Source organism: Sphingomonas sp. NIC1 (assembly GCF_001638925.1).
Taxonomy (GTDB): Bacteria; Pseudomonadota; Alphaproteobacteria; order Sphingomonadales; family Sphingomonadaceae; genus Sphingomonas; species Sphingomonas aquatilis.
Genome location: NZ_CP015521.1, coordinates 3059877 through 3082969, shown reverse-complemented (window position 1 = coordinate 3082969; position 23093 = coordinate 3059877). Strand labels below are relative to the sequence as shown.

Here is a 23093-nt window from a genome sequence, read left to right as displayed (position 1 = left end):
CGAGCCGGCGTCTAGCGCGCCGCCTTCGCCATTTCCTCTTCGACCAGCTCCTTTTTGGAAAGCTTGCCGATCAACGTCTTGGGCAGACTGTCGCGGATTTCCACCTCGCGGGGAAGCTCGATCTTGCTGATCTTGTCGCGCAGGAAGTCGCGCAGATCGGCGCCCGTCACGCTGCCCGGTTCAGACAGGACGACGAAGGCCTTGGGCGCCTGGCCGCGATGCGCATCGGGTACGCCGATCACGACGGCTTCGACGACGGCGGGATGCTCGTACAGCGCCTCTTCGATCACGCGCGGATAGACGTTGTAGCCGCCGCACAGGATCATGTCCTTGATCCGGTCGACGATGAAGAGATAGCCGTCGTCGTCGAGATAGCCGACGTCGCCCGTCCGCAGCGCACCATCGGCGAAGGCCGCGTCGGTTTCGGCAGGCTTGTGCCAATAGCCCTTCATGACCTGCGGCCCACGCGCGCAGATTTCGCCCTTCTCGCCCTTGGGCATGATCCGCGTCGGGTCTTCGCGGTCGCGGATTTCGATCGTCGTGCCGGGGAAGGGCAGACCGGCCGAGCCTTCCTTGTTGACGCCGTCGAACGGGTTGCAGGTGATGATCGGCGAGGCTTCGGACAGGCCGTAGCCCTCGACCAGCTTCGCGCCGGTGTTCGTCTCGAACGCATGGCGCACCTCGATCGGCAGCGGTGCGCCGCCCGAAATGCAGACCTTGATCGCGGACAGGTCGGGACGCTGCCCCTCCCCCAGATTGGCGAGCGCATTGTAGATCGTGGGCACCGCCGGGAAATAGGTTGGCCGGGTGCGCTTCAGCGTGCCGAGCAACTGCTTCATTTCAAAGCGCGGCAGCAGGATCATCTCCGCACCGACCAACGTCGAGAAGGTCAGCACGTTGGTCAGCGCGAAGACGTGGAACAGTGGCAAGACACCGAGCACGCGATCCTGATCGGGCGTCTCGCCGCCGACGTGAACCAGCATCGCGTCGGTATTCGCGACGATATTCGCGTGGGAAAGCATCGCCGCCTTGGGCACGCCGGTGGTGCCGCCGGTATATTGCAGCACCGCCACCTCGTCCGGCGCGACCGCAACGGGTGTGGGCGCACCACCGCGTTTCATCAAGTCGGCAAAGCGGCTGTGGATCGGCCCCGCATTCAGACCCGCGAATTTGATTGTGAACGGCGCGCGACCGATCTCCTTGCGCTTGACCAGCTTGTAGGCGAATTTCTTGATCGTCGGCAGGGCGTCGGCGATCGGGCAGGTAATGACGTGGCGCATGCCCTTTTCACCTGCGACCTTCAGCACCCGCGCCTGAATTTCGGCGACATCGGGCGTCGCGATGATCTCCGCGCCCGAATCGTGGATCAGATGCGCAAGCTCGCGCTCGACGTAGAGCGGGTTGACGTTGACAACGATGCCGCCCGCCTTCAGCGTCGCGAAGAACAGGATCGGATAATAGGGCGTATTCGGCAGGCAGAGCGCGACGCGCGTGCCCTTCACCACGCCCAGCGCTTGCAACCCCGCCGCGGCGCGATCGACCGCCTTGCCGAGGTCGCCCCAGCTGGTGACGGAGCCCATGAAGTCGATCGCCGCGCGGCCGGGAAAGCGTGCGACGGTATGGTCGAGCAGGTCGCCGAGCAGGCGGGGCCGACTCGGCAGCGGAACGCCCTGCTTGATCGCCAGCGGCGCTGCACCCTGCGCCGTCGTTCCGGCGGTGGCGGTGTCGCTCATTCCCTCATCCTCTCATGCGCATCATCGAGCATATTGTCGGCTCGATCCACTTGACGTAATGGGAAGGTATCGCACCTATACGGCATCACGCAAGTCTGCCCTTGCATCCCGATGCCTGCCAAAGAGAGGATTTCATGACCAACGTCGTCATCGCCGGTTATGCGCGCTCGCCGTTTCACCTCGCCGGCAAGGGCGCCCTCGCCCGCGTCCGTCCCGACGATCTTGCCGCGCAGACGATTCGCGGCCTGATCGACAAGACCGGCGTCGACGCCGCCGAGATCGAGGACATCATCCTGGGCTGCGCCTTCCCCGAAGGCGAACAGGGCCTCAACGTCGCACGGATGATCGGGTTGCTCGCCGACCTGCCGTTGTCGGTCGGCGGCATGACGGTGAACCGTTTCTGCGGATCGTCGATGAGCGCGATCCACATCGCGATGGGCCAGATCCAGATCGGTGCGGGCGAGGCGTTCATCTGCGCCGGCCTGGAATCGATGAGCCGCGTGCCGATGGGCGGCTACAACCCCCTGCCCAACCCCGTTCTCGCGAAGAAGAATGCGGGCGCATACATGGGCATGGGCGATACGGCGGAGAATGTCGCGACCAAGTATCAGATCACGCGGGGCGAACAGGATGCGTTCGCGGTGAAGAGCCAGCAGAAGGCCGCTGCCGCGCGCGCCGATGGCCGGCTGAGTGATGAGATCGTGCCGATCCAGACGAAGGCCGGCACGGTGAGCGAAGACGGCACGATCCGTCCCGACACCACCGTCGAAGCGCTCGGCGGCCTGAAGCCCGCGTTCAGCCAGGACGGATCGGTTACCGCCGGCACCTCGTCGCCGCTGACCGATGGCGCGAGCGCGGTCCTAGTGACGTCGGAAGAGTTCGCCAACAAGCACGGCCTGAAGATCCTCGCCCGCATCAAGGCGGTGGGCGTGTCGGGCATCGAGCCGGAAACGATGGGTCTGGGTCCGATCAGCGCCTCGCAGAAGGCGCTGGCGCGCGCCGGCGTGTCGGTCGGCGACCTCGACGTCGTCGAGATCAACGAGGCGTTCGCCAGCCAGGCGATCGCCTGCATCCGCGATCTCGGCCTGAAGGACGAAACGATCAATCTCGACGGCGGCGCGATTGCGATCGGCCACCCGCTTGGCGCGACCGGCGCGCGCATCGTCGGCAAGGCCGCGGCGCTGCTGGAGCGCGAGGGCGGTCGCTACGCACTGGCGACCCAGTGCATCGGCGGCGGCCAGGGCATCGCCACGGTGCTGGAGCGCGCATAACATGAGCGAACCCATCAAAAAGGTGTGCGTGATCGGTGCGGGCGTCATGGGCGCCGGCATCGCCGCACAGGTCGCCAACGCCGGCATCCCGGTGCTGCTGCTCGATATCGTCCCCAAGGAGGGTGACGATCGGGACGCGGTGGCCAAGAATGCGGTCGCCAAGATGCTCAAGACCGAACCCGCGCCCTTCATGTCCAAGGGTGCGGCGAAGCTGGTCGAAACGGGCAATATCGATGACCAACTCGACCGTGTCGCCGAGTGCGACTGGATCGTCGAGGCGATCGTCGAACGGCTCGACATCAAGCAGGCGCTTTATGCGAAGCTGGAGCAGTTGAAGCGCCCCGGCACCGCGGTCAGCTCGAACACGTCGACCATTCCGCTCGGCCATCTGGTCGACGGGCGCTCGGACCAGTTCAAGGCCGACTTCCTCATCACGCACTTCTTCAATCCGCCGCGCTACATGCGGCTGATCGAGATCGTGCGCGGCGAACACACCGACGCGGCGGTGGCCGAAAAGGTCGAGGACTTCGTCGATCGCTTCATGGGCAAGCGCATCGTCCGCGCCAAAGACACGCCGGGCTTCATCGCCAACCGCATCGGCACCTATTGGCTCGCCGTCGCGATCAATGCGGCGATGGACCAGGGCCTGACCGTCGAGGAGGCCGACCAGATCGGCGGCCGCCCGATGGGCGTGCCCAAGACGGGCATCTTCGGCCTCGTCGACCTGGTCGGCGTCGACCTGATGCCGCTGCTGTCGAAGAGCCTGTCGTCCACGCTGCCGCAGGGCGACCCCTATTTCGACACCGTCCGTCCGATGCCGCTCGTCGATAAGATGATCGCGGACGGGTTCACGGGTCGCAAGGGCAAGGGCGGTTTCTACCGCTTCGACAAGGCGACCAAGACCAAGCTCGCGCTCGATCTGGCCACCGGCGAGTATCGCGGTGGGCAGAAGCCCGCGCCGCTGCCACCCAAGGCGGAAAAGGATCTGGGCGCGCTGATCGCGACGCCGGGCAAGGTCGGCGATTATGCCTGGGAGATCCTGGGCAAGACCTTGTCCTATGCGGCGATGCTAGTCGGCGAAGCCGCGGACGATATCGTCGCGATCGATGATGCGATGAAGCTCGGCTATAATTGGAAGTTCGGCCCGTTCGAGTTGCTCGACCGGATCGGTGCCGCCGCCTTCGTGCAACGGCTGCGCGACGAAGGCCGCAGCGTTCCCGCGATCCTCGAGACGGCCGGCGACCGCAGTTTCTACCGCGTCGTCGAGGGCAAGCGCCAGTTCCTGGGCACGGACGGCGACTATCATGACGTCGTCCGCGGCGATGGCGTGCTGCTGCTCGAAGACATCAAGCTCCGCTCCGAGCCGTTGCTCAAGAACGCGTCGGCCGCTCTGTGGGATGTCGGCGACGGCGTTGCCGCGCTCGAGTTCACTACCAAGATGAACGCGCTCGACGGCGAGATCATGAGCCTGATCCAGCAGGCGATCCCTCTGGTGCAAGACCGGTTCAAGGCGCTGGTGATTTATAACGAAGGCTCGAACTTCTCGGCCGGCGCCAACCTGGGCATGGCGATGTTCGCCGTCGCCGCGGGCATGTGGGGCGAGATCGAAAAGCTGATCGCGGGCGGGCAGCAGGCACTGAAAGCGCTGAAATACGCCCCCTTCCCGGTCGTCGCGGCACCGGCCGGCATGGCGCTGGGCGGTGGCTGCGAGGTCGTGCTCCACGCCGATGCGGTGCAGGCGCACGCCGAAAGCTACATCGGTCTGGTCGAGTGCGGCGTCGGCCTGCTTCCCGGCTGGGGCGGCAATGGCGAATTGCTCGATCGCCTCGCCAAGGCGCCGATGATGCCGCGCGGGCCGATGCCCGCCGTCGCCAAGGCGTTCGAGACGATCTCGACCGCGCAGGTGTCGAAGTCGGCCGCGCTGGCGAAGGAGATGATGTTCCTGAAAGCCAGCGACGGCATCACGATGAACCGCGACCGCCTGCTCGCCGACGCCAAGGCCAAGGCGCTCAGCCTTGTCGACGGCTATAAGGCACCCGAAAAGCCGACCTTCCGTCTGCCGGGCGAAAGCGGCCGCACCGGCATCGCCGGCGTCGTCGAGGGCTTCCGCAAGAAGGGCATGGCGACTGAGTATGACGAGGTCGTCTCTGGCCGGCTCGCGACGGTGCTGACCGGCGGCGAGGCCGATCTGGTCGATACCGTGCAGGAGGATGAGCTGCTGACGCTGGAGCGTGCGGCGTTCATGGAGGCCTTGCGCGATCCGCGGACGCAGGCACGCGTGCAGCAGATGCTGACCACGGGGAAGCCGCTGCGCAACTGACGCTGCCCCGGGCGGGGTTCAGGGCTTGCGAATGCGAGGCCTGGAACCGCCCGGGCGCATGGCGGTTGGCACGATCCGATGCCGTCCGCGGGAAAAGATGCTTTGTACACCGCGGTTTACGTCATCACACTTGACACACTGCGCCCCGGAGTTAGGCGGGCATCAGATTGCCGTAAACGGCATCTGGCTCGCCAATAGGTCATGGCCCGGCATCGGGTGGCCTCCGCGGCGCCACAATGCGACCGTACAGATACGGCGCAAGGCTTGAACGGCTTGTTCGATGGGCGCGGCCGTTCGCGTCCATCCGGGAGAGGAGAAGTAACCATGTCCCTGATGTTGATTGGCGCGCTGCTGGCCGCCGCCCCTGCGCCCACCCCCACCCCCGACGTCGCGCTGGGCCGGTGGAAGACCGAGACGCGCAACGGCATCGTCGAAATCCAGCGCTGCGGCGCGTCGATCTGCGGCCGGCTGATCTCGTCCGAACTGCTCCGCCAGCAGCCCGACCTGAAGGACGTCAACAATCAGGATCCGGCGCAGCGCGGCCGCCTGCTGAAGGGGCTGTTGCTGATCAGCGGCTTCACCGCCGATGGCGATGCCTGGAGCGGCGGCAAAATCTACAACCCCGACGACGGCAAGACGTACAAGGCGAAGGTGACGCCCGTCGACGCCAACACGCTGAAGGTGCGCGGCTGCGTCTTCGTGCCGCTCTGCAAGACGCAGACCTGGACGCGCGTGCGCTGATCCGACCCGTTTCGACCTACCAGTAAGCTTAAGGAAGACCGCTCATGTCCCTGCGTATCAAGACTTCGTTGCTCGCCACTGCCGTCCTCGGCTCGTTCGGCTTCGCCTCGGTGGCGCACGCCCAGGCCTTCTATCTGCAGGAGCAGTCGGCGCGTGGCGCCGGCCGCGCCTTCTCGGGTGAAGTCGCCGACACCGGCCCGCAGTCGCTGTGGTGGAACCCGGCGTCGATCGCAGGGATGGAGCGCGGCGAGGCGGCGATCAACGCGTCGGGCATCCTGCCGCGCGGCCGCGTCGTCAACAACGGCACCGTGGTGTGTCGCCCGGCCGGCGTGTCGTGCGCCAACCCCGCCAACTACCAGCCGGTCGGCGGTGCGCAGGAAGCACGCAATCCGATCGACAAGGGCCTGCTGCCGTCGGGTGCGATCGCCCTGCCGTTCGGCCCGGTCGCCTTCGGCCTCGCGGTGACGTCGCCCTACAGCTTCACCACCGATTACGATAACAACAGCTGGACCCGCTATAGCGCGACCCGCACCAAGCTGATGACGATCGACATCCAGCCGTCGATCGCGGTGGCGCTGACCGACTGGCTGCGCGTGGGCGGCGGCGCCAACGTCGAGCACGTCTATGCCAGCCTGGGCAACGCGCTGCCCAACCTGACCACCACCGCCGACGGCTCGCAGAAGCTGGAAGGCAAGGGCTGGGACATCGGCTGGACCGCGGGCGTCCAGATGCACAACGACTGGGCGACCGTCGGCATCAGCTACAAGTCGCGCATCGAGCACACGCTGACGGGTGATCTGACCGTCGCCGGTCTGGTCGGCCCGCTGGCCGGCCAGAACCGCACGCTGACCGGCGTGCAGGCGAGCTTCTACACGCCTGCGCAGACGATCGTCGGTGCGCGCATCAAGGTGACGCCGGCGCTGACCCTGAACGGCCAGGCGGTGCGCTACAATTGGAGCAAGTTCGACGCGATCCGCCTCGGCGCGCCGCTGAACACCGCGCTGCCCGAAAACTATCGTGACAGCTACAGCCTGGCCGGCGGCGTGGACTATGCCGTCTCGCCCAGCCTGACGGTCCGCGCCGGCGTGCAGCGCGCGCTGACCCCGACGCAGGACGGCCTGCGCGACGCGCGCGTGCCGGATTCGAACCGCTGGAACTATGGCGTCGGCGGCACCTTCCAGGTGACTCCGAAGTTCGGCTTCGATCTCGCTGCAAACTATGTCGATTTCGAAGACACGACGATCGACCGTCAAACCGCGGCCTATGTCGGCACCGCGGCGCAGACCAACGTCCTGACCCGCGGCACCCTGCGCGATGCCCATGCGGTCGTTCTGTCGGCGGGCGCGCATATCGGCTTCTGATCCCGCCACCTATCTGCATCAAAACGTTGCGGGTCCGGGTTCCGTTGGAACCTGGGCCCGTTTCTTTGCGTACTGATAACAAGGGTTTGCTTTGCGCTGCGTCGAAACGATAAGGCCTACCCCGCCAGTGGCGTACACCGCGTCGAAAACGTCGGTATGTCAGATGCATCAAGGGGCCTTTGATGAGCGATTACGAACTGTCCATGTCTCGCCGCGGCGTGCTCGCGAGCGGGGCGATCGGTGCGGCGGCGACCGCCATGCCCACTGAGGCGGCAGCCGCGCCGCTCGACAAACGGCCAACCCCGCCGACGATGCCGGTGACGCTGAAGGTCAATGGCCGGACCAGCCAGGTCGCGCTCGACACGCGGACGACGCTGCTCGATGCGCTGCGCGAACATTGGAAGCTGACCGGCACGAAGAAGGGCTGCGACCATGGCCAGTGCGGTGCCTGCACGGTGCTGGTCGAGGGGCGGCGCATCAACAGCTGCCTCAGCCTCGCCGTGATGCACGATGGCGACGAGATCACCACGATCGAAGGGCTCGGCACGCCCGACAAGCTGCATCCGATGCAGGCGGCCTTCGTCAAGCACGACGGCTATCAGTGCGGCTATTGCACGCCTGGCCAGATCTGCTCGGCGGTCGCGGTGCTGGACGAGATCAAGCGCGGCGTGCCCAGCCATGTGCAGGACGACGTCGCCGGCGCGCCTGCGCTGACTGCGGAGGAAATGCGCGAACGGATGAGCGGCAACATCTGCCGCTGCGGCGCCTATTCGAACATCATCGACGCGATGCGGGACGTCGCGGGAGCCAAAGCATGAAGGCCTTCACCTACGAACGCGCCGACACGCCCGCCGCCGCTGCGCAGGCCGTAGCCGCGCGCCCCGGCGCGAAGTTCATCGCAGGCGGCACCAACCTGCTCGACCTGATGAAGTTGCAGATCGAGGAGCCGGTGCATCTGGTGGACGTCAACCGGCTGAAGCTCGACCGGATCGAGCCGACCGACACTGGCGGCCTGCGCATCGGCGCGCTGGTGCGCAACACCGATCTCGCTGCGGACGCGCGCGTACGCCGCGACTATGGCGTCCTGACCCGCGCGATCGTCGCGGGCGCCAGCGGGCAGCTGCGTAACAAGGCCACCACCGCAGGCAACCTGATGCAGCGCACGCGTTGCCCCTATTTCTACGATACCAACCAGCCGTGCAACAAGCGCAAGCCCGGATCGGGCTGTGCGGCAATCGGTGGCTACAGCCGGCAGCTCGGCATCATCGGCACGAGCGATGCGTGCATCGCGACCTATCCCGGCGACATGGCGGTGGCGATGCGGCTGCTCGACGCAAGCGTCGAGACGGTGCAGCCATCGGGCACGACGCGCGCGATCCCGATCGCCGACTTCCACCGCCTGTGGGGCGACACGCCGCATATCGAAACGGCGCTGCAGCCGGGTGAGCTGATCACGGCGGTGACGCTGCCCAAGCCGCTCGGCGGGACGCACATCTACCACAAGGTGCGCGACCGTGCGTCCTACGCCTATGCGCTGGTGTCGGTGGCCGCGGTGATCCAGCCCGACGGCACTGGCCGCGCCGCGATCGGCGGCATTGCGCCCAAGCCGTGGCGGACGCCCGAGGCGGATGCGGCCATGCCGCAGGGGGCGAAGGCGGTGGCGAGCCGCTTGCTCGCCGGCGCTCGCCCCACCGCCGACAACGCCTTTAAGTTGCCGCTGGTCGAGCGCACGCTCGCCGGTGTGATGGCCCAAGCCAAGAGCAGGAGCGCCGCGTGAAGTTCGATCAGCCTGCGGGCACCAATCCGATCGACCAGCTGAAGGTCATCGGCAAGCCGACCGATCGTATCGACGGCAAGTACAAGACCACCGGCACGGCGCGATACGCCTATGAGCGTCATGACGTCGCCCCGAACGCCGCCTACGGCTATGTCGTCGGCGCCGGCATCGGCAAGGGCCGGATCAGCAGCATGGATCTCAGCGCCGCCAAGGCCGCGCCGGGCGTGCTGGCGATCGTCACCGCGGACACGGCCGGTCCGCTCGGCAAGGGCGACATGAATACCGCCAAGCTGCTCGGCGGTCCGGCGGTCGACCATTATCATCAGGCGATCGCGCTCGTCGTTGCCGAGACGTTCGAACAGGCGCGCGCCGCCGCGGGCCTGATCCGCGTCGATTATGCGCGTGGCAAGGGCCGCTTCGACCTCGACAGCGCGCTCAAGACGGCGCCGCTGAAGGGTGACGGCAGTGGTGAAGGCAGCGCCGCACCGCCCGTCGACCGTGTCGGCGACTTCGACAAGGCGTTCGCCGCGGCCCCCGTGACGCTCGACGCGCGCTACGAGACGCCCGACCAGAGCCATATGATGATGGAGCCGCATGCCAGCACCGCGGCATGGAATGGCGACAGGCTGACGCTGTGGACGTCGAACCAGATGATCGCCTGGGGCAAGGGCGACGTCGCCAAGACGCTAGGCATTCCGAAACAGAACGTCCGGCTGATCTCGCCCTATATCGGCGGTGGGTTCGGCGGGAAGCTGTTCGTGCGCGCCGATGCGATTCTTGCGGCGCTGGGTGCCAAGGCGGCGGGGCGGCCGGTGAAGGTCGCGCTGCAACGGCCGCTGATGGCGAACAACACCACGCACCGCCCGGCGACGCGCCAGCGCATCCGGTTGGGCGCGGGCAAGGACGGCAAGCTCGTCGCGATCGCGCACGAAAGCGGTTCGGGCGATCTGCCCGGCGGTGGACCGGAAACGGCGGTGGCGCAGACCAAGCTGCTCTATGCCGGCGCCAACCGGCTGACGTCGATGCGCCTCGCGGTGCTCGACCTGCCCGAAGGCAATGCGATGCGCGCACCGGGCGAAGCACCGGGGCTGATGGCGCTTGAGGTCGCGATGGACGAGATGGCGGAAAAGCTGGGCATGGACCCGGTCGCCTTCCGCATCGCGAACGACACGCAGGTCGATCCCGAAAAGCCGGAACGCAAATTTTCACAGCGCCAGCTGGTGCAGTGCCTCCAGATGGGGGCCGATCGCTTCGGCTGGAGCCGGCGTCAGGCCAAGCCGCGCGCAGTGCGGGACGGCCGCTGGCTGGTCGGCATGGGCGTCGCGTCGGGCTTCCGCAACAACATCAACATGAAGTCGGGCGCCCGCGTCGGCATCGATGCCAAGGGCATCGTCACGGTCGCGACCGACATGACCGACATCGGCACCGGCAGCTATACGATCATCGCGCAGACGGCCGCCGAGATGATGGGCGTCCCCCTCGACAAGGTTCGTGTGCTGCTCGGCGACAGCGACTTCCCCGTGGCCGCCGGATCGGGCGGACAATGGGGCGCAAACAGCGCGACCGCGGGCGTCTATGCCGCCTGCGTCAAGCTGCGTGAGGCGGTCGCGCAGAAGCTGGGCTTCAACTCGGCCGATGTTGTGTTCGAGGACGGCAAGGTCCGCTCGGGCAATCGCAGCGTGCCGCTGGGTCAGGCTGCGGGCGACGCGGGCCTATCCGCCGAGGACAGTATCGAGTTCGGCGACCTCGCCAAGAAGGTACAGCAGTCGACCTTCGCGGGGCATTTCGTCGAGGTCGGCGTCGATGCCTATACCGGGGAGATCCGGGTCCGCCGCATGCTGGCGGTATGCGCCGCCGGGCGTATCCTCAACCCCAAGTCCGCGCGCAGCCAGGTGATCGGCGCGATGACGATGGGCGTGGGCGCGGCGCTGATGGAGGAACTCGCCGTCGACAAACGGTTCGGCTTCTTCGTCAACCACGACCTTGCGAGCTATGAGGTGCCGGTCCACGCGGACATCCCGCACCAGGAGGTGGTGTTCCTCGACGAGACCGATCCGACGACGTCGCCGATGAAGGCCAAGGGCGTCGGCGAGCTCGGCCTATGCGGCGTCGGCGCGGCGATCGCCAATGCGATCTACAACGCGACCGGCGTGCGCGTTCGCGAATATCCGATCACGCTCGACAAGATCATCGGCGGCATGGCGAAGGTGGCGTAAGGGTAGAGGGGTCGGTTCGCCGGCCCCCACACCGTCACTACATCATGCGCAGCTTGGTGGGCGCGATAGCCCTCTGAGCTAAGGGATATTCGGACCGCGTCCGTTATGACGAACCGGGTGAGGCGAAGGCTCGCCCCACCCAGTCGCGATAACTTCGTTACTTCCCCGACTTCAGCCATGTCTCCACGGCGGGGCGCAGGCGCTCCGCGGCCGCCTTGCGCACCGCGATGCCCGAGATCACGCGACGCGCCGGTGCGCGCGAGGTTTCCGGGAGCGTCTGCGCGAAGCTTTCGATCTTGCCCGGCATCTTGGGATCGGACGAGCCACCGCCCAGGCCGACGATGAAGCCCGACCGGCTGCTTTCCTCGATAAAGCCATTGACCAGCGTGTGGTTCGCCACCGCCCAGTCGAACGCCATATCGGGATGGCTGCCCGAGATCGCCCGCAGCAGCGCCGCCTTCTGGGGGGCGGTGAACGTGTCTGTCTTGAGCAAGGCCAGTGCGCGGGTCGCGACCGCATCGTCCTCCGCCGCGCCGAGCAGCGACACATACCGGTTCTTGGTGACCGGATTGGTTTCCGCCTGGGTCAGCGCCAGCAGCGCATCCCAATCGGCGGGCGTCGCATAGGTGGCGAAGGTCGACAGGATCGGTGCGCGGATGGCGGGCGGGATCGCGGTCGGATTCGTCTTGAGCTGCGCGACATAGCTGCGCGCCTGCGCCAGCACCTGGCCGTCGCCCGCCGCGCCCAGGCGATAGACGAGCGATTCGCGCAGGTTCGTCACCAGCGGCGACTCACCCGGCTGCGCCGTCATGCCGATGCGCCGCAGCACGGGGCCGAGGATCGCGACGGTGCGATTGCGCAGCGCCGTCTCCAGTGGCGTGCCCTCGTACAGCCCGGCTAGGCTGCCGAGGCGTCCCGACACCAGCTGCCATTCGAGCGGATCGGCGCCCTCGCCCACCCGGCCCATCAGCGCGAAGAAGCGCGACAGGTCCTGATAGCCCCCCGCCGCCAGCGCATAATCGTCGGCGAGCGTGCCGAGGCGGTCCTTCAGCTCCAGCCGCGTATAGTCGCGCACCAGCGCGTCGTGCGCCGGCTGATCGTACATCACACGCGTGTAGCTGCCCTTGCCTTGGTTCAGCACCAGCGTGCCGCAGCCCTTGACGGTGACCTTGGTCGATGGGCCGGTGACGATGGTGCGGGTCTCACCGCCGCCGAGCGTGCCGACGACCATCGGCACCTTCCACGTCTGCGGCTTCTTCGACGCCTCATCCAGGCCGAAACGGCCCTGCACCAGCGTCGCCTGCGTCATGCCGCCGACGCACTGCGCGTTCGACAGCGTCACCAGCGGCACGCCGCCCTGCAGCGTATAACCATGCGCGATCTCCGCGACGGGCTGCCCCGCCGCGGCGGACAGTTCCGCCCACAGCTGTTCGGTGACGGTGTTGCCGTATTTGTACTTCGCCATGTAGCGGCGAATGCCGTCGCGGAACTTGTCCGGGCCCAACGTCGATTCGAGCATGCCGATCACGGCCTGCCCCTTCATATAGGTGATGCCGTCGAAGGCCTCGCCGATCTGATCGACCGTCTCGATCTTGCGGATGATCGGATGTGTGGCCGAGGTCGCGTCGATACTCATCGCCGCCTCGCGGTCGCTCATTACCGCACCGGCTTCCGCATTCCAGTCGGGGTTCAGATCGGCGGCGGACTTGTTCTCCATCCACGAGGCGAAGCCCTCGTTCAGCCACAGATCGTCCCACCAGCGCATGGTGACGAGGTCGCCGAACCATTGATGCGCCATTTCGTGCGCGACGACGGTGAAGATGCGCTGGCGGCCGCTTTCGGTGGCACGCTTGGGATCGAACAGCAGTTCGGGTTCGAAGTAGAAGATCGCGCCCCAATTCTCCATCGCGCCAAAGAACTGGCTGGAGCCGGGGCCGGCGATCATGTCCATCTTCGGCAGCGGATAGGGGGTGCCGAAATAGCTGTTGTAATAGCCGAGCAGCCGCTTGGCCTGCGCCAGCGCGTAATCGCCCTGGTCCGCGACGCCGCGACGCGTCACGACGCCGATCTCGACATTGCCCGCCTGCACCGTCTTGCGGTCCAGATCACCCATGCCGAGGTACAGGAGGTAGCTCGACATCACAGGCGTTTCGGCAAAGCTGTACAGCTGCGTGCCGTTGGCCTGCTTCGTCACCGACGTTGCCGGCATGTTGGAAATGCCGAGCTGCCCCGCCGGCACCACCGCCTTCAGCTTGAACTTTGCCTTGAACGCCGGCTCGTCCCACATCGGCGCGAAGCGGCGGGCGTCGGGGGCTTCGAACTGCGTCGCGAGCATGCGCGCTTTCGACCCGTCCTGGTTGGTGTAATCGATCGCGAACAGGCCGGCGGCGGACTGGTTGATCTTGCCGCTCCACGCAAAGCCGACGGTGTGACGGCCGACGGTCGCGGCGGCGGGCAGCGTCAGCACGAGCTGCTGCTTGTCCTTGTCGAGCGTGAAGCGGACAGCCTTGCCGTCGACCGTCGCCGACGTGACGTCCAGATCTGCGGCGTTGAGCGTAATCGTGCGGGTCGCCGCCTTCACGTCCACGGTGACCGTCTCGGTGCCGGTGAAGGTCATCGCCTGCGCATTCGGCGTCACGGCGATATCGTACAGCACGGGCACGACATCGGTCGGCAGGCTGCCCGCAGCGAGCGCAGGCGCGGAGACGGTCATCGCGAGAGCGGCGGCGACGGCGAGTTTCATGGACTGGTAACTCCGGATACAATGTTACGTCCCGTCTGACGCCTTTGCACGCGCGCCGCAAGCGCCGTCGTGCTGGACAGGCGGATAGGTTTCGCTAGACAACCGATCATACGAAGAGGAGCCGCCCGACCATGACGACGCCCACGCTGTTCGACCGCCTGCGCCTGCCCGTGATCGGTTCGCCGTTGTTCATCATTTCCGGGCCGGAACTCGTGATCGCGCAGTGCAAGGCGGGCATCGTCGGATCGTTTCCGGCGCTCAATGCCCGGCCGCAGGCTTTGCTCGACGAATGGCTGCACCAGATCACCGAAGAGCTCGCCGCGCATAATCGGGCGCACCCGGATCGTCCCGCCGCGCCGTTCGCCGTCAACCAGATCGTCCACAAATCGAACGACCGGCTGGAAGCCGACCTTGCCACCTGCGCCAAGTGGCAGGTGCCGATCGTCATCACCTCGCTGGGCGCGCGCGAGGACCTGAACACCGCGGTCCATGGCTGGGGTGGCATCACGCTGCACGACGTCATCGACGATCGCTTCGCGCGCAAGGCGATCGAGAAGGGCGCGGACGGGCTGATCGCAGTGGCGGCCGGGGCCGGCGGCCATGCGGGGCGCCTGTCCCCCTTCGCGATCATCCAGGAAATCCGCCAGTGGTTCGATGGACCGCTCGCTTTGTCGGGATCGATCGCGACGGGCGGTGCGATCCTGGCGGCGCAGGCGATGGGCGCCGACTTCGCTTATATCGGCTCACCCTTCATCGCCACGACCGAGGCGAATGCCGCGCCCGATTACAAAGCGTCGATCGTCGCGAGCAAGGCCGCCGACATCGTCTATTCGAACCTGTTCACCGGCGTGCATGGCAATTACTTGCGCAGCTCGATCGAGGCGGCCGGGCTGGACCCCGATCATCTGCCCGAAGGCGACCTCAAGACGATGAATTTCGGCGGCAACAACGGGTCGAAGGCGAAGGCCTGGCGCGACATCTGGGGATCGGGCCAGGGCATCGGCGTGATCGATGCGGTGGAAAGCGTCGCTGACCGCGTCGATCGCTTCGCGCGCGAATATGCGGCGGCAAAGGCGCGGATCGCCAGCTAACCCGGCGCCGCGTCGCGGTCAGAAGGCCAGCGCCAGCCGATCGTGCAGACGCTGGACCGGGCTGGGGGCGACCGCATCGCCTTGGGCCGCATCCAGCAGACCGACCCGGCGGTGCAGGTTCGCGCTCGCCTCTACCAAGGCGCGGGCACGCTGCGGCAGCGCCGCGACCAAGTCCGCGTCGAACTGCGGCGCGTGGCCCAGCCGCCGGTTCCCATCGAGCGCGTCGCGCGGCTGCATCTCGCCCGCATCGATCGCTCGTTGCGTCAGCAGCCAGGCGATGACGTGCATCAGCCGCGTCGTCACCTTCAGCGATTCGCACGAAAAGCCGACGCGGATCAGCGGGTCGAGCGCTTCCCGCTCCAGCCGCCCCGCCTCGTCGAAATAGCTGCGCGCCTCGTCCGCCAGCAGCATCGCCTCCGTATAGAGCGAATCGATCAGGCGGCGATGGATGCGTGATTCGGAACGGCTGCCAGTCATGCGTTCACCGGTGGCATAGCGTGCGCCGCCTGCCCAGCGGCCGTTGCTGTCGATCCTGTGCCAAAACGGAAAAACACCATCGGCGGCTTAGGCGATGATGTCCGGGATCAGCTGGTCTTCGCATGAGGCGATCTCGTCGCGTAGCCGCAGCTTGCGCTTCTTCAGCCGGGCGAGCTGCAATTGGTCGGGCGTCGCGCTGGCGCCCAAGGCCGTGATCGCCGCGTCGAGATCGCGGTGCTCGGTGCGCAGCTGTTCCAGGCGGGCGATGATCTGCGCGTCGTCCATGGTAAAACCCCCTGCCACCACCCTGCGGCCCGCTTTGCCCCTAGCGCAGCCGGACGACCAACCCAAGTCGTCGCATCATGCCCCTCGGCTAATCGTGTTCAACCATTTTCGGTGACGACTTTTAGGATGTTCGGTGGTTTACTCAGTCCCCCAACACGCATGCATCAGGAGGTACACCGAAATGCAGACGACGCATCAACAGGCACTGGAAACCAAGCATGCCGCGCTCGACCGCCGCATCGCCGACGAATCCCATCGCCCGATGCCCAACTCCGCGATCCTCACCGACCTGAAGCGCCAAAAGCTGAAATTGAAAGAAGAGCTTACGGGCCTGTAGAGCCTGACGCCAATCAGCCCCTCCCCAATACGGAGGGGCTTTTTGCAGGGGCGGCACGTCGAAGGGGAACGCCCGCCGCGACCCTTAAACCGCAGTGACCTCGTCGCGCACCAGCGCCGGATCGATCGGGGTGTCGAACGCGATCCCCATCCGTCCCGCGGTACACCAGGCGACCTTCCCCGCGACGGTTCCCAGCCCCGGCATCTCGAGCCGCACCAGCGATCCCGGCTCCCTCAGTACACCGCAATCGACCATCACCCCGCCCGGCGACAGGTTGCGCATGCGAACCTCGCGATCGCAATGATCGCCGTGCAGCCATAGACGCGCCGGGAGCAACAGGCTTTCGCGCGGTGGCTGGCGCGGCGGCACGATGCCGCCGTCGACAGGCCCGGCATCGTCGGATGCCGTAAGAGACGCGTGGAAGAGGCTGTCCATATCCGGTGCCCTCGTCATGATCGGCCGGGAAACTCCCACCGCATGCCGCCCCGAATCTTACCAGAACGTAAACGCCGGCGCATCGCAGCGCGACGGCCGGCGCACGATCAATCTTCGCGCGAAATCTTCTCGTTACGCTCGTGGCGCTCCTGCGCCTCCAGCGTCATCGTCGCGATCGGGCGCGCCTCCAGCCGGCCGAGGCTGATCGGCTCGCCGGTGACTTCGCAATAGCCGTATTCGCCCTCGTCGATGCGGCGGATGGCGGCTTCGATCTTCGACACCAGCTTCCGCTGGCGGTCGCGGGTGCGCAGTTCGATCGACCAGTCCGTCTCGCTCGACGCGCGGTCGGTCAGGTCGGCTTCGCGCAGCGAGTCGAGCTGCAGCTGGTTGAGCGTTCCGGCCGCGTCCTGCAGGATCGCGTCCTTCCAGCGGAGCAGCTTGTTGCGGAAATAGGTCTGCTGGCGAAGATTCATGAACGGCTCATCGGGGCTTGGCCGATAACCATCGTCGCTCCAGTCGCCGGCGTCATTCGCGGGCAACATGTCGGCATTCCTGTCGTGTACGCGGCTTACGTGCGTTGCCATGCCACTCTCCCTCCGGTCCCTGAATTTGAACCCGGGACCGCCCCCATATTGGTGAGGCGCCTATAATCGCGGCTGAACGGAACCACAAGCGATGCGAGTTACCGAATCGATCGCCAGCACGAACTTTTATTGCGAATGGGACCAGAACGGTTGCAAGTCAGCGACTAAGCTGCGTTACGGTCGGAACGCGATTGCGAAACCCACCGCTGTTTCACTCTGGTACGTTAACCGCGAATCAGATGGTGCAATCTCGGTGAAGCACTGCAAAAGCAGCGAATTGCTGGTTAACAAACTTGCACTTAACGGTTTGTTTTGCGTTGAATGGCATAGGCGGCACTCCGTTGCTGCGACACGACGATCCGGGCCGCAGGGACCGGCAATGAAAGAGAGACCCGATGTCCGTACGGATGGCTTTGGCGAAATTGTGCGCATGCGCCTGTGGCGGTGCGTTGATCGGCGGTGGCGCCGTCCACGTCGCCGAACGTCCCAGCCGCCCCGTCTACACCAAACAGGTCAAGAAGCGGGTGGTCGCGCATCGGCAGGTCGCCGCGGTCCAGCGTAAGGCCGTGCGCCGTCGCGTGGTGACCACGACGACCACCGCGGCCTGCGCGCCAGCCGTGGTGACGGTCGCCAGCCAGGCTGCACCGGTGCCGGTGCCCCTGCCCGCGTCCGAAGGCTTCGTAACCGGCGGCGGTGGCGGCGTGCCCGTGGTCGTCGGCGGCAGCGGCGGCTGGGGTGGCGGCGGCGGTGGCTTCTTCGGGGGCGGGTTCTTCGGCGGCGGATCGTCCGGATCGTCGGGCAGCATCGTGATTTCGTCGACATCCAGCGGCGGGTCGAGCTCGACCAGTTCGTCCAGCAGTTCCTCGTCGTCCGGCAACGTGTCGAGCAGCTCGTCGGGGAACGTATCGAGCAGTTCGTCGACCAGCAGCTCCACGGGCGGCGCGAACGTCGTCGTCGACAATCAGAACAACAATAACAACAACAACCAGAACAATAACACGAACCAGAATTACAACGAAAACAACAACAACAATAATAATAACAACAATCAGAGCCAGAATCAGGGCCAAGGCCAGAACCAGGGTCAGGGGCAGAACCAAGGCCAGGGCCAGGGCCAGGGCCAGGGGCAAGGTCAGGGACAGGGCCAGGGCCAATATGGTTCGAGCTCGAAGGGCTGGAGCTCCACCGGCGGACCGCCGCCGCCCCCGCCGCCACCGGGTTCGACCGGATCGTCGGGCGGCCCGCCCGCGCCGGTGCCCGCGCCGCCGATGGTGCTGCTGTTCGGCGCCGCTGCCGCCGCTCTGGTCGCCCGCAAGCGCTTCGCCAAGCCGCAAGCGGCCTGATCCGAAGCCCGGTTCCACCACAAAAAAAGGGGCTGCCGAGTAATCGCTCGGCAGCCCCTTTTTCGTTGGGCGGTTCGTCAGGCGGACCGCAGCGCCTGCTCGATATCCGGCACCGGATGGCCGGTGAGGTCCTTGGCCAGCTCACCCGCAAGCCGGTTGCTGACCTCTTTGTGATAGTGTTTGCGCAGCTCGCCGAGCGTCTTGGGCGGGGCGACGATGATCAGCGATTCGAAATCGTTGGCCAGCGCGCGGCGCTTCAGCATATCGGCCGTCTCGGCCGCGAAGCGATCCTCTTCCTGCTGGTGGAAGTCCGTTTCGCCCATCGTGCCACCTTGCGTCGAGGAGGCCTGGCCGGCGGCATCGGTCTTCTGGTCGCGATCGGCCGGGTTCACCTTCTCCTCGGCATGCTCGACCTGAAGATTGGGATAATCTGCATCGCCCTCGTTGCGGAAGAACAGCGCCTTGCGGCCATCGGCGACGAGCACGAAGGCATTGTGGGGGACCTGCATCGGGGCTTCTCCTGATCGTTGCTATCCCCTGCTCAACGCAGCCGAGGCGGGCGGGTTGCCGCCTGACGCGCGGCGGGGCATAGCCGCGCCATGCACGATATCCGCGCCATCCGGGACGATCCCGCCGCCTTCGACGCCGCCCTCGTCCGCCGGGGCGCTGCCCCCCATTCCGCCGACCTCATCGCGCTGGACGACACGCGCCGCGCTGCGATCGCCGCCGCCCAGGACGCGCAGACCCGCCGGAACGAGCTGTCGAAGGGCATCGGTCAGGCCAAGGCGCAGAAGGACGAAGCGCGCGCGCAGGCACTGATGGCCGAAGTCGCGGCGCTGAAAGAGGCGCTGCCCGGTCTCGAAGCCGCCGATGCGGAAGCGGGCCTCGCACTCGAACGCGCGCTGGCCACCATCCCCAATCTGCCCGCCGCGGACGTCCCCGACGGCGAGGACGAGGCCGGCAACGTCGAACAGACGCGGTGGGGAACCCCGCGCGCGTTCGACTTCACGCCGCGCGAGCATGCCGACATCGGTCCGGCGCTGGGCATGGACTTCAAGACGGGCGCCGATCTGTCGGGCGCGCGCTTCACGTTCCTGCGCGGGCCGATGGCACGGCTGCACCGGGCGCTCGCCCAGTTCATGCTCGACCACCAGACCGCCGACAATGGCTACGTGGAGTGCAACCCGCCCGTGCTGGTCAACGATCCGGCGATGTACGGCACCGACAAGCTGCCCAAGTTCGCGGAGGATTCGTTCCGCACCACGGATGGCCGCTGGCTGATCCCGACTGCCGAGGTCAGCCTGACCGCATCGGTGATGGGCCAGATCCTCGACACGCTCGCCGAACCGATGCGGCTCACCGCCCATACGCTCTGCTTCCGCAGCGAGGCTGGCGCGGCCGGACGCGACACGCGCGGGTTCATCCGCCAGCACCAGTTCGAGAAGGTCGAGCTGGTCAGCATCTGCCGTCCCGAGGACAGCGACGCCGAGCATGAGCGCATGACGCGCTGTGCGGAAAGCGTGCTGGAGGCGCTGGACCTGCCCTATCGACGCATCCTGCTCTGCACGGGCGACATGGGCTTCGGCGCGCGCAAGACCTTCGACCTCGAAGTATGGCTGCCAGGCCAGCAGGCGTGGCGCGAGATTTCGTCCTGTTCGAACACCGGCGATTTCCAGGCGCGGCGGATGAATACCCGCTACCGGGCGGAAGGCGAGAAGGCCCCGCGCTTCGTTCACACGCTCAACGGGTCCGGCCTTGCGGTGGGACGTACGCTGGTCGCGGTGCTGGAAAACTATCAGCAGGCGGACGGATCGGTCGTCGTGCCCGCGGTCCTGCGACCCTATCTGCGCGGGCTCGACCGGCTCGAACCGCAGGGCTGATCGGATGGCGCGAGGTCGGACCGTCACGGGGGTAGCGCTGGCCGGGCTGATGCTGTCGGCGTGTATTCCGAGCGTCGACGACATCTCGGCCGAAGCCCCGCCCCCGCCCCGCCCCGCCTATCCCCCCGGCCGCCGCTTACCCGCCGCCCGAACCAGCGGCACGCTATCCCGAGCAGGACGCCCCGCAGCCTTTGCGCGAGGAAATGCCCCCTCCCTCGCGGCAGGTGGCGATGCCCACCACCGCGCGCCCCGCATGGGAGGCGCGCCCCGTGACGCCCGACGCGCAGGTGGTCGCGACCCAGAGCTATACCGTCGCCCCGGGCGACACCTTGCGCCGCATCGCCGAGCGGACCGGCGCCAGCGCGGAGGCGATCGCGCGCGCCAACGCGCTCGAACCGCCCTTTGCGGTGCAGACAGGGCAGACACTCACCATTCCGGGCGGCCGCTATCATCTGGTGCGGCAGGGCGAGACGGGCATCGCCATCGCCCGCGCCTATGGCATCGAATGGTCACGGATCGTCGCCGCCAATGCGCTGGAGGAACCCTATATCCTGCGGGCCGGCCAGCGTATCCTGATTCCCGGCGACCCGACGCAGGCGCCCAGTCTGGCCGAGCGCGCCGCCGCCTTCCGCCTCGACATCGACGACATCCTGACCGGCGGCGAGCCGACGCCCGCCCCCCGTCAGGCGCCCGCGCGGCCAGTCGCCAACCCGCGGCGCGTGCTGCCACCGACGGAAGTCGTCGCGGCGCCAGCGCGGCTACAGGGCGGTTTCGTCTGGCCGGTCGACGGTCAGGTCGTCCGCCGCTTCGGCCCCGGCCGCAGCGGAGAGCGCAACGACGGGATCAAGATCGCGGTCCCGGTGGGCACGGCGATCCATGCGAGTGCGGACGGCGTCGTCGCTTATGCCGGCGACGGGATCGCGGCGCTGGGCGGCCTGATCATCATCAAGCACGGCGGCGGCTGGACCAGCGTCTATGGCCACGCCAGCAAGCTGCTCGTCCAGCGGGGCCAGAGCGTGAAGCGGGGACAGACGATCGCGCTGTCGGGCGACACCGGCCTCGCCGACCGCCCCGAGGTGCATTTCGAACTGCGCAAGGGGCGTACGCCCGTCGATCCGCTGAGCCAGCTGTCCGGGCGGTAACGCGCGATCCCCTCGTCCTGCGCGGGATAGGCGCAGGACAGGTGACGTGCGGCGTTCGGCTTGCTAACCGCGCGCCATGACCTACCAGTCCGATCTGCTGAACACGCTCGCGACGCGCGGCTACATCCACCAGCTCACCGATGCGGCCGCGCTCGATGCGCTCGCGGCGAAGCAGGTCGTGCCGGGCTATATCGGCTTCGATCCGACCGCACCGTCGCTGCACGTCGGCAGCCTGGTGCAGATCATGCTGCTACGCCGACTGCAACAGACCGGGCACAAGCCCGTCGTGCTGATGGGCGGCGGCACCGGCAAAATCGGCGACCCCAGCTTCAAGGACGAGGCGCGCAAACTGCTCGCCGAGGATGGGATCCAGGCCAATGTCGCCTCGATCAAGCGGATCTTCGAACGCTTCCTGACCTTCGGCGACGGCCCGACGGACGCGATCATGCTCGACAACGCCGAATGGCTCGATGCGTTGGAATACATCCCCTTCCTGCGCGACGTCGGCCAGCATTTCTCGGTCAACCGGATGCTGAGCTTCGATTCGGTGAAACTGCGGCTGGATCGCGAACAGTCGCTGTCCTTCCTCGAATTCAATTACATGATCCTGCAAGCCTATGACTTCATGGAGCTATCGCGCCGCTGCGGCGTGCGGCTGCAGATGGGCGGCAGCGATCAATGGGGCAATATCGTCAACGGGATCGAGCTCGCCCGCCGTATGGACGGCACCGAGGTGTTCGGCGTCACCACCCCGCTGCTAACGACCGCATCGGGCGAGAAGATGGGCAAGACCGTCGCGGGCGCGGTGTGGTTGCACGAGGACCAGTTGCCGCATTTCGATTACTGGCAATTCTGGCGCAACACCGACGATCGCGACGTGGGCCGCTTCCTGCGCCTGTTCACCGATCTGCCGTTGGACGAGATCGCGCGGCTGGAGGCGCTGGAAGGCGCGGAGATCAACGAAGCCAAGAAGGTGCTCGCCAACGAAGCGACGGCGATGTGCCGCGGTCGCGCCGCTGCCGAGGAGGCGGCCGAGACCGCCCGCCGCACGTTCGAGGAAGGCGCCAGCGGCGCGGCGCTGCCCAGCGTTTCGGTCGCGGGCGGATCGATCAACGTCGTCGATGCGCTGATCGCGCTCGGCTTCGCCAAGTCGAAGGGCGAGGCGCGTCGCCTGATCGCGGGCGGCGGCGCCCGCATCGGCACCGACAAGGTGAGCGACGAGGCGCTGATGATCGCTGTCGGTGAAGACCCGGTTCGCCTGTCCGCGGGCAAGAAGAACCACGGCCTGCTCGTTCGGGAACAGTAAGCAAGCGTAAACGGTTACTCTTCTATCGCTTCAGTCCGGAATGGTCACGGC

At 66.8% G+C, this 23093-nt stretch carries 20 protein-coding genes; 13 read left to right on the top strand and 7 right to left on the bottom strand.

Annotated features, from left to right (window positions below; all coding sequences use genetic code 11):
• Nucleotides 1-11: 11 nt before the first annotated feature.
• On the bottom strand, nucleotides 12-1733 hold the full coding sequence (locus A7E77_RS14485; protein ID WP_063689045.1) for a long-chain-fatty-acid--CoA ligase: 1722 nt from the start codon (nucleotides 1731-1733) through the stop codon (nucleotides 12-14).
• Nucleotides 1734-1867: 134 nt separating this feature from the next.
• Between A7E77_RS14485 and A7E77_RS14480 the strand changes: the two genes are divergently transcribed.
• From A7E77_RS14480 to paoC, 7 genes are all read left to right on the top strand, one after another.
• A complete protein-coding gene (locus A7E77_RS14480) occupies nucleotides 1868-3004 on the top strand; it encodes a thiolase family protein (RefSeq protein ID WP_063689042.1) in 1137 nt (378 codons plus the stop codon).
• A gap of 1 nt (nucleotide 3005) precedes the next feature.
• The gene (locus tag A7E77_RS14475) at nucleotides 3006-5324 is read left to right on the top strand and encodes a 3-hydroxyacyl-CoA dehydrogenase/enoyl-CoA hydratase family protein (RefSeq protein ID WP_063689039.1); all 2319 of its coding nucleotides are present in this window, start codon (nucleotides 3006-3008) and stop codon (nucleotides 5322-5324) included.
• A 324-nt stretch (nucleotides 5325-5648) separates the two neighbouring features.
• Nucleotides 5649-6065, top strand: coding sequence for a DUF2147 domain-containing protein (locus A7E77_RS14470; RefSeq protein WP_063689036.1), 417 nt, complete (start codon nucleotides 5649-5651; stop codon nucleotides 6063-6065).
• A gap of 44 nt (nucleotides 6066-6109) precedes the next feature.
• Entirely contained in the window at nucleotides 6110-7426 is a 1317-nt protein-coding gene (locus A7E77_RS14465) for an OmpP1/FadL family transporter (RefSeq protein WP_017978710.1), read from the top strand.
• A gap of 182 nt (nucleotides 7427-7608) precedes the next feature.
• A complete protein-coding gene (gene paoA / locus A7E77_RS14460) occupies nucleotides 7609-8244 on the top strand; it encodes an aldehyde dehydrogenase iron-sulfur subunit PaoA (protein WP_063689034.1) in 636 nt (211 codons plus the stop codon).
• Nucleotides 8241-9203 carry an FAD binding domain-containing protein gene (locus tag A7E77_RS14455; protein WP_063689033.1) on the top strand — a complete coding sequence of 321 codons (963 nt, stop codon included), beginning with the start codon at nucleotides 8241-8243 and terminating at the stop codon, nucleotides 9201-9203. Before paoA ends, A7E77_RS14455 begins: the two co-directional genes overlap by 4 nt.
• Nucleotides 9200-11419, top strand: coding sequence for an aldehyde oxidoreductase molybdenum-binding subunit PaoC (paoC, locus tag A7E77_RS14450; protein ID WP_063689031.1), 2220 nt, complete (start codon nucleotides 9200-9202; stop codon nucleotides 11417-11419). The genes A7E77_RS14455 and paoC overlap by 4 nt, the downstream gene beginning before the upstream one ends.
• Nucleotides 11420-11576: 157 nt before the next feature.
• Here paoC and A7E77_RS14445 read toward each other — a convergent pair whose 3' ends face one another.
• Nucleotides 11577-14162 carry a M1 family metallopeptidase gene (locus A7E77_RS14445; protein ID WP_063689029.1) on the bottom strand — a complete coding sequence of 862 codons (2586 nt, stop codon included), beginning with the start codon at nucleotides 14160-14162 and terminating at the stop codon, nucleotides 11577-11579.
• A 131-nt stretch (nucleotides 14163-14293) separates the two neighbouring features.
• Between A7E77_RS14445 and A7E77_RS14440 the strand changes: the two genes are divergently transcribed.
• Nucleotides 14294-15253, top strand: a complete 960-nt coding sequence (locus A7E77_RS14440) for an NAD(P)H-dependent flavin oxidoreductase (RefSeq protein ID WP_063689027.1) — start codon at nucleotides 14294-14296, stop codon at nucleotides 15251-15253.
• Nucleotides 15254-15271: 18 nt separating this feature from the next.
• Here A7E77_RS14440 and A7E77_RS14435 read toward each other — a convergent pair whose 3' ends face one another.
• Nucleotides 15272-15730: a DUF1465 family protein gene (locus A7E77_RS14435; protein WP_063689025.1), complete on the bottom strand. Its 459-nt coding sequence runs from the start codon at nucleotides 15728-15730 to the stop codon at nucleotides 15272-15274.
• Nucleotides 15731-15817: 87 nt separating this feature from the next.
• Entirely contained in the window at nucleotides 15818-16015 is a 198-nt protein-coding gene (locus tag A7E77_RS14430) for a YdcH family protein (protein WP_063689023.1), read from the bottom strand.
• Nucleotides 16016-16196: 181 nt separating this feature from the next.
• Between A7E77_RS14430 and A7E77_RS17460 the strand changes: the two genes are divergently transcribed.
• Nucleotides 16197-16352: a YdcH family protein gene (locus A7E77_RS17460; protein ID WP_017978702.1), complete on the top strand. Its 156-nt coding sequence runs from the start codon at nucleotides 16197-16199 to the stop codon at nucleotides 16350-16352.
• 84 nt (nucleotides 16353-16436) lie between these two features.
• Here the strand turns inward: A7E77_RS17460 and A7E77_RS14425 are convergent, their stop codons facing one another.
• Both A7E77_RS14425 and dksA read right to left on the bottom strand, forming a co-directional pair.
• A complete protein-coding gene (locus tag A7E77_RS14425; protein WP_063689020.1) occupies nucleotides 16437-16787 on the bottom strand; it encodes a PilZ domain-containing protein in 351 nt (116 codons plus the stop codon).
• 107 nt (nucleotides 16788-16894) lie between these two features.
• Entirely contained in the window at nucleotides 16895-17329 is a 435-nt protein-coding gene (dksA, locus tag A7E77_RS14420) for an RNA polymerase-binding protein DksA (RefSeq protein WP_017978700.1), read from the bottom strand.
• A 437-nt stretch (nucleotides 17330-17766) separates the two neighbouring features.
• Here dksA and A7E77_RS14415 point away from each other — a divergent pair, with 437 nt between their 5' ends.
• The gene (locus tag A7E77_RS14415) at nucleotides 17767-18714 is read left to right on the top strand and encodes a hypothetical protein (RefSeq protein WP_226341765.1); all 948 of its coding nucleotides are present in this window, start codon (nucleotides 17767-17769) and stop codon (nucleotides 18712-18714) included.
• 77 nt (nucleotides 18715-18791) lie between these two features.
• On the opposite strand, the gene A7E77_RS14410 is transcribed toward A7E77_RS14415, so the two are convergent.
• Complete coding sequence (locus tag A7E77_RS14410) at nucleotides 18792-19223, bottom strand: host attachment family protein (RefSeq protein ID WP_017978699.1); 432 nt, start codon at nucleotides 19221-19223, stop codon at nucleotides 18792-18794.
• Nucleotides 19224-19313: 90 nt separating this feature from the next.
• Between A7E77_RS14410 and serS the strand changes: the two genes are divergently transcribed.
• The 3 genes from serS (at nucleotide 19314) to tyrS (ending at nucleotide 23042) form a co-directional block, all read left to right on the top strand.
• Nucleotides 19314-20594 (top strand): serine--tRNA ligase, encoded by a 1281-nt coding sequence (serS, locus tag A7E77_RS14405; protein ID WP_063689016.1) that lies wholly within the window; start codon nucleotides 19314-19316, stop codon nucleotides 20592-20594.
• A 230-nt stretch (nucleotides 20595-20824) separates the two neighbouring features.
• Nucleotides 20825-21736, top strand: a complete 912-nt coding sequence (locus A7E77_RS14400) for a M23 family metallopeptidase (RefSeq protein ID WP_226341764.1) — start codon at nucleotides 20825-20827, stop codon at nucleotides 21734-21736.
• 76 nt (nucleotides 21737-21812) lie between these two features.
• A complete protein-coding gene (gene tyrS, locus A7E77_RS14395; RefSeq protein WP_063689013.1) occupies nucleotides 21813-23042 on the top strand; it encodes a tyrosine--tRNA ligase in 1230 nt (409 codons plus the stop codon).
• Nucleotides 23043-23093: the final 51 nt, after the last annotated feature.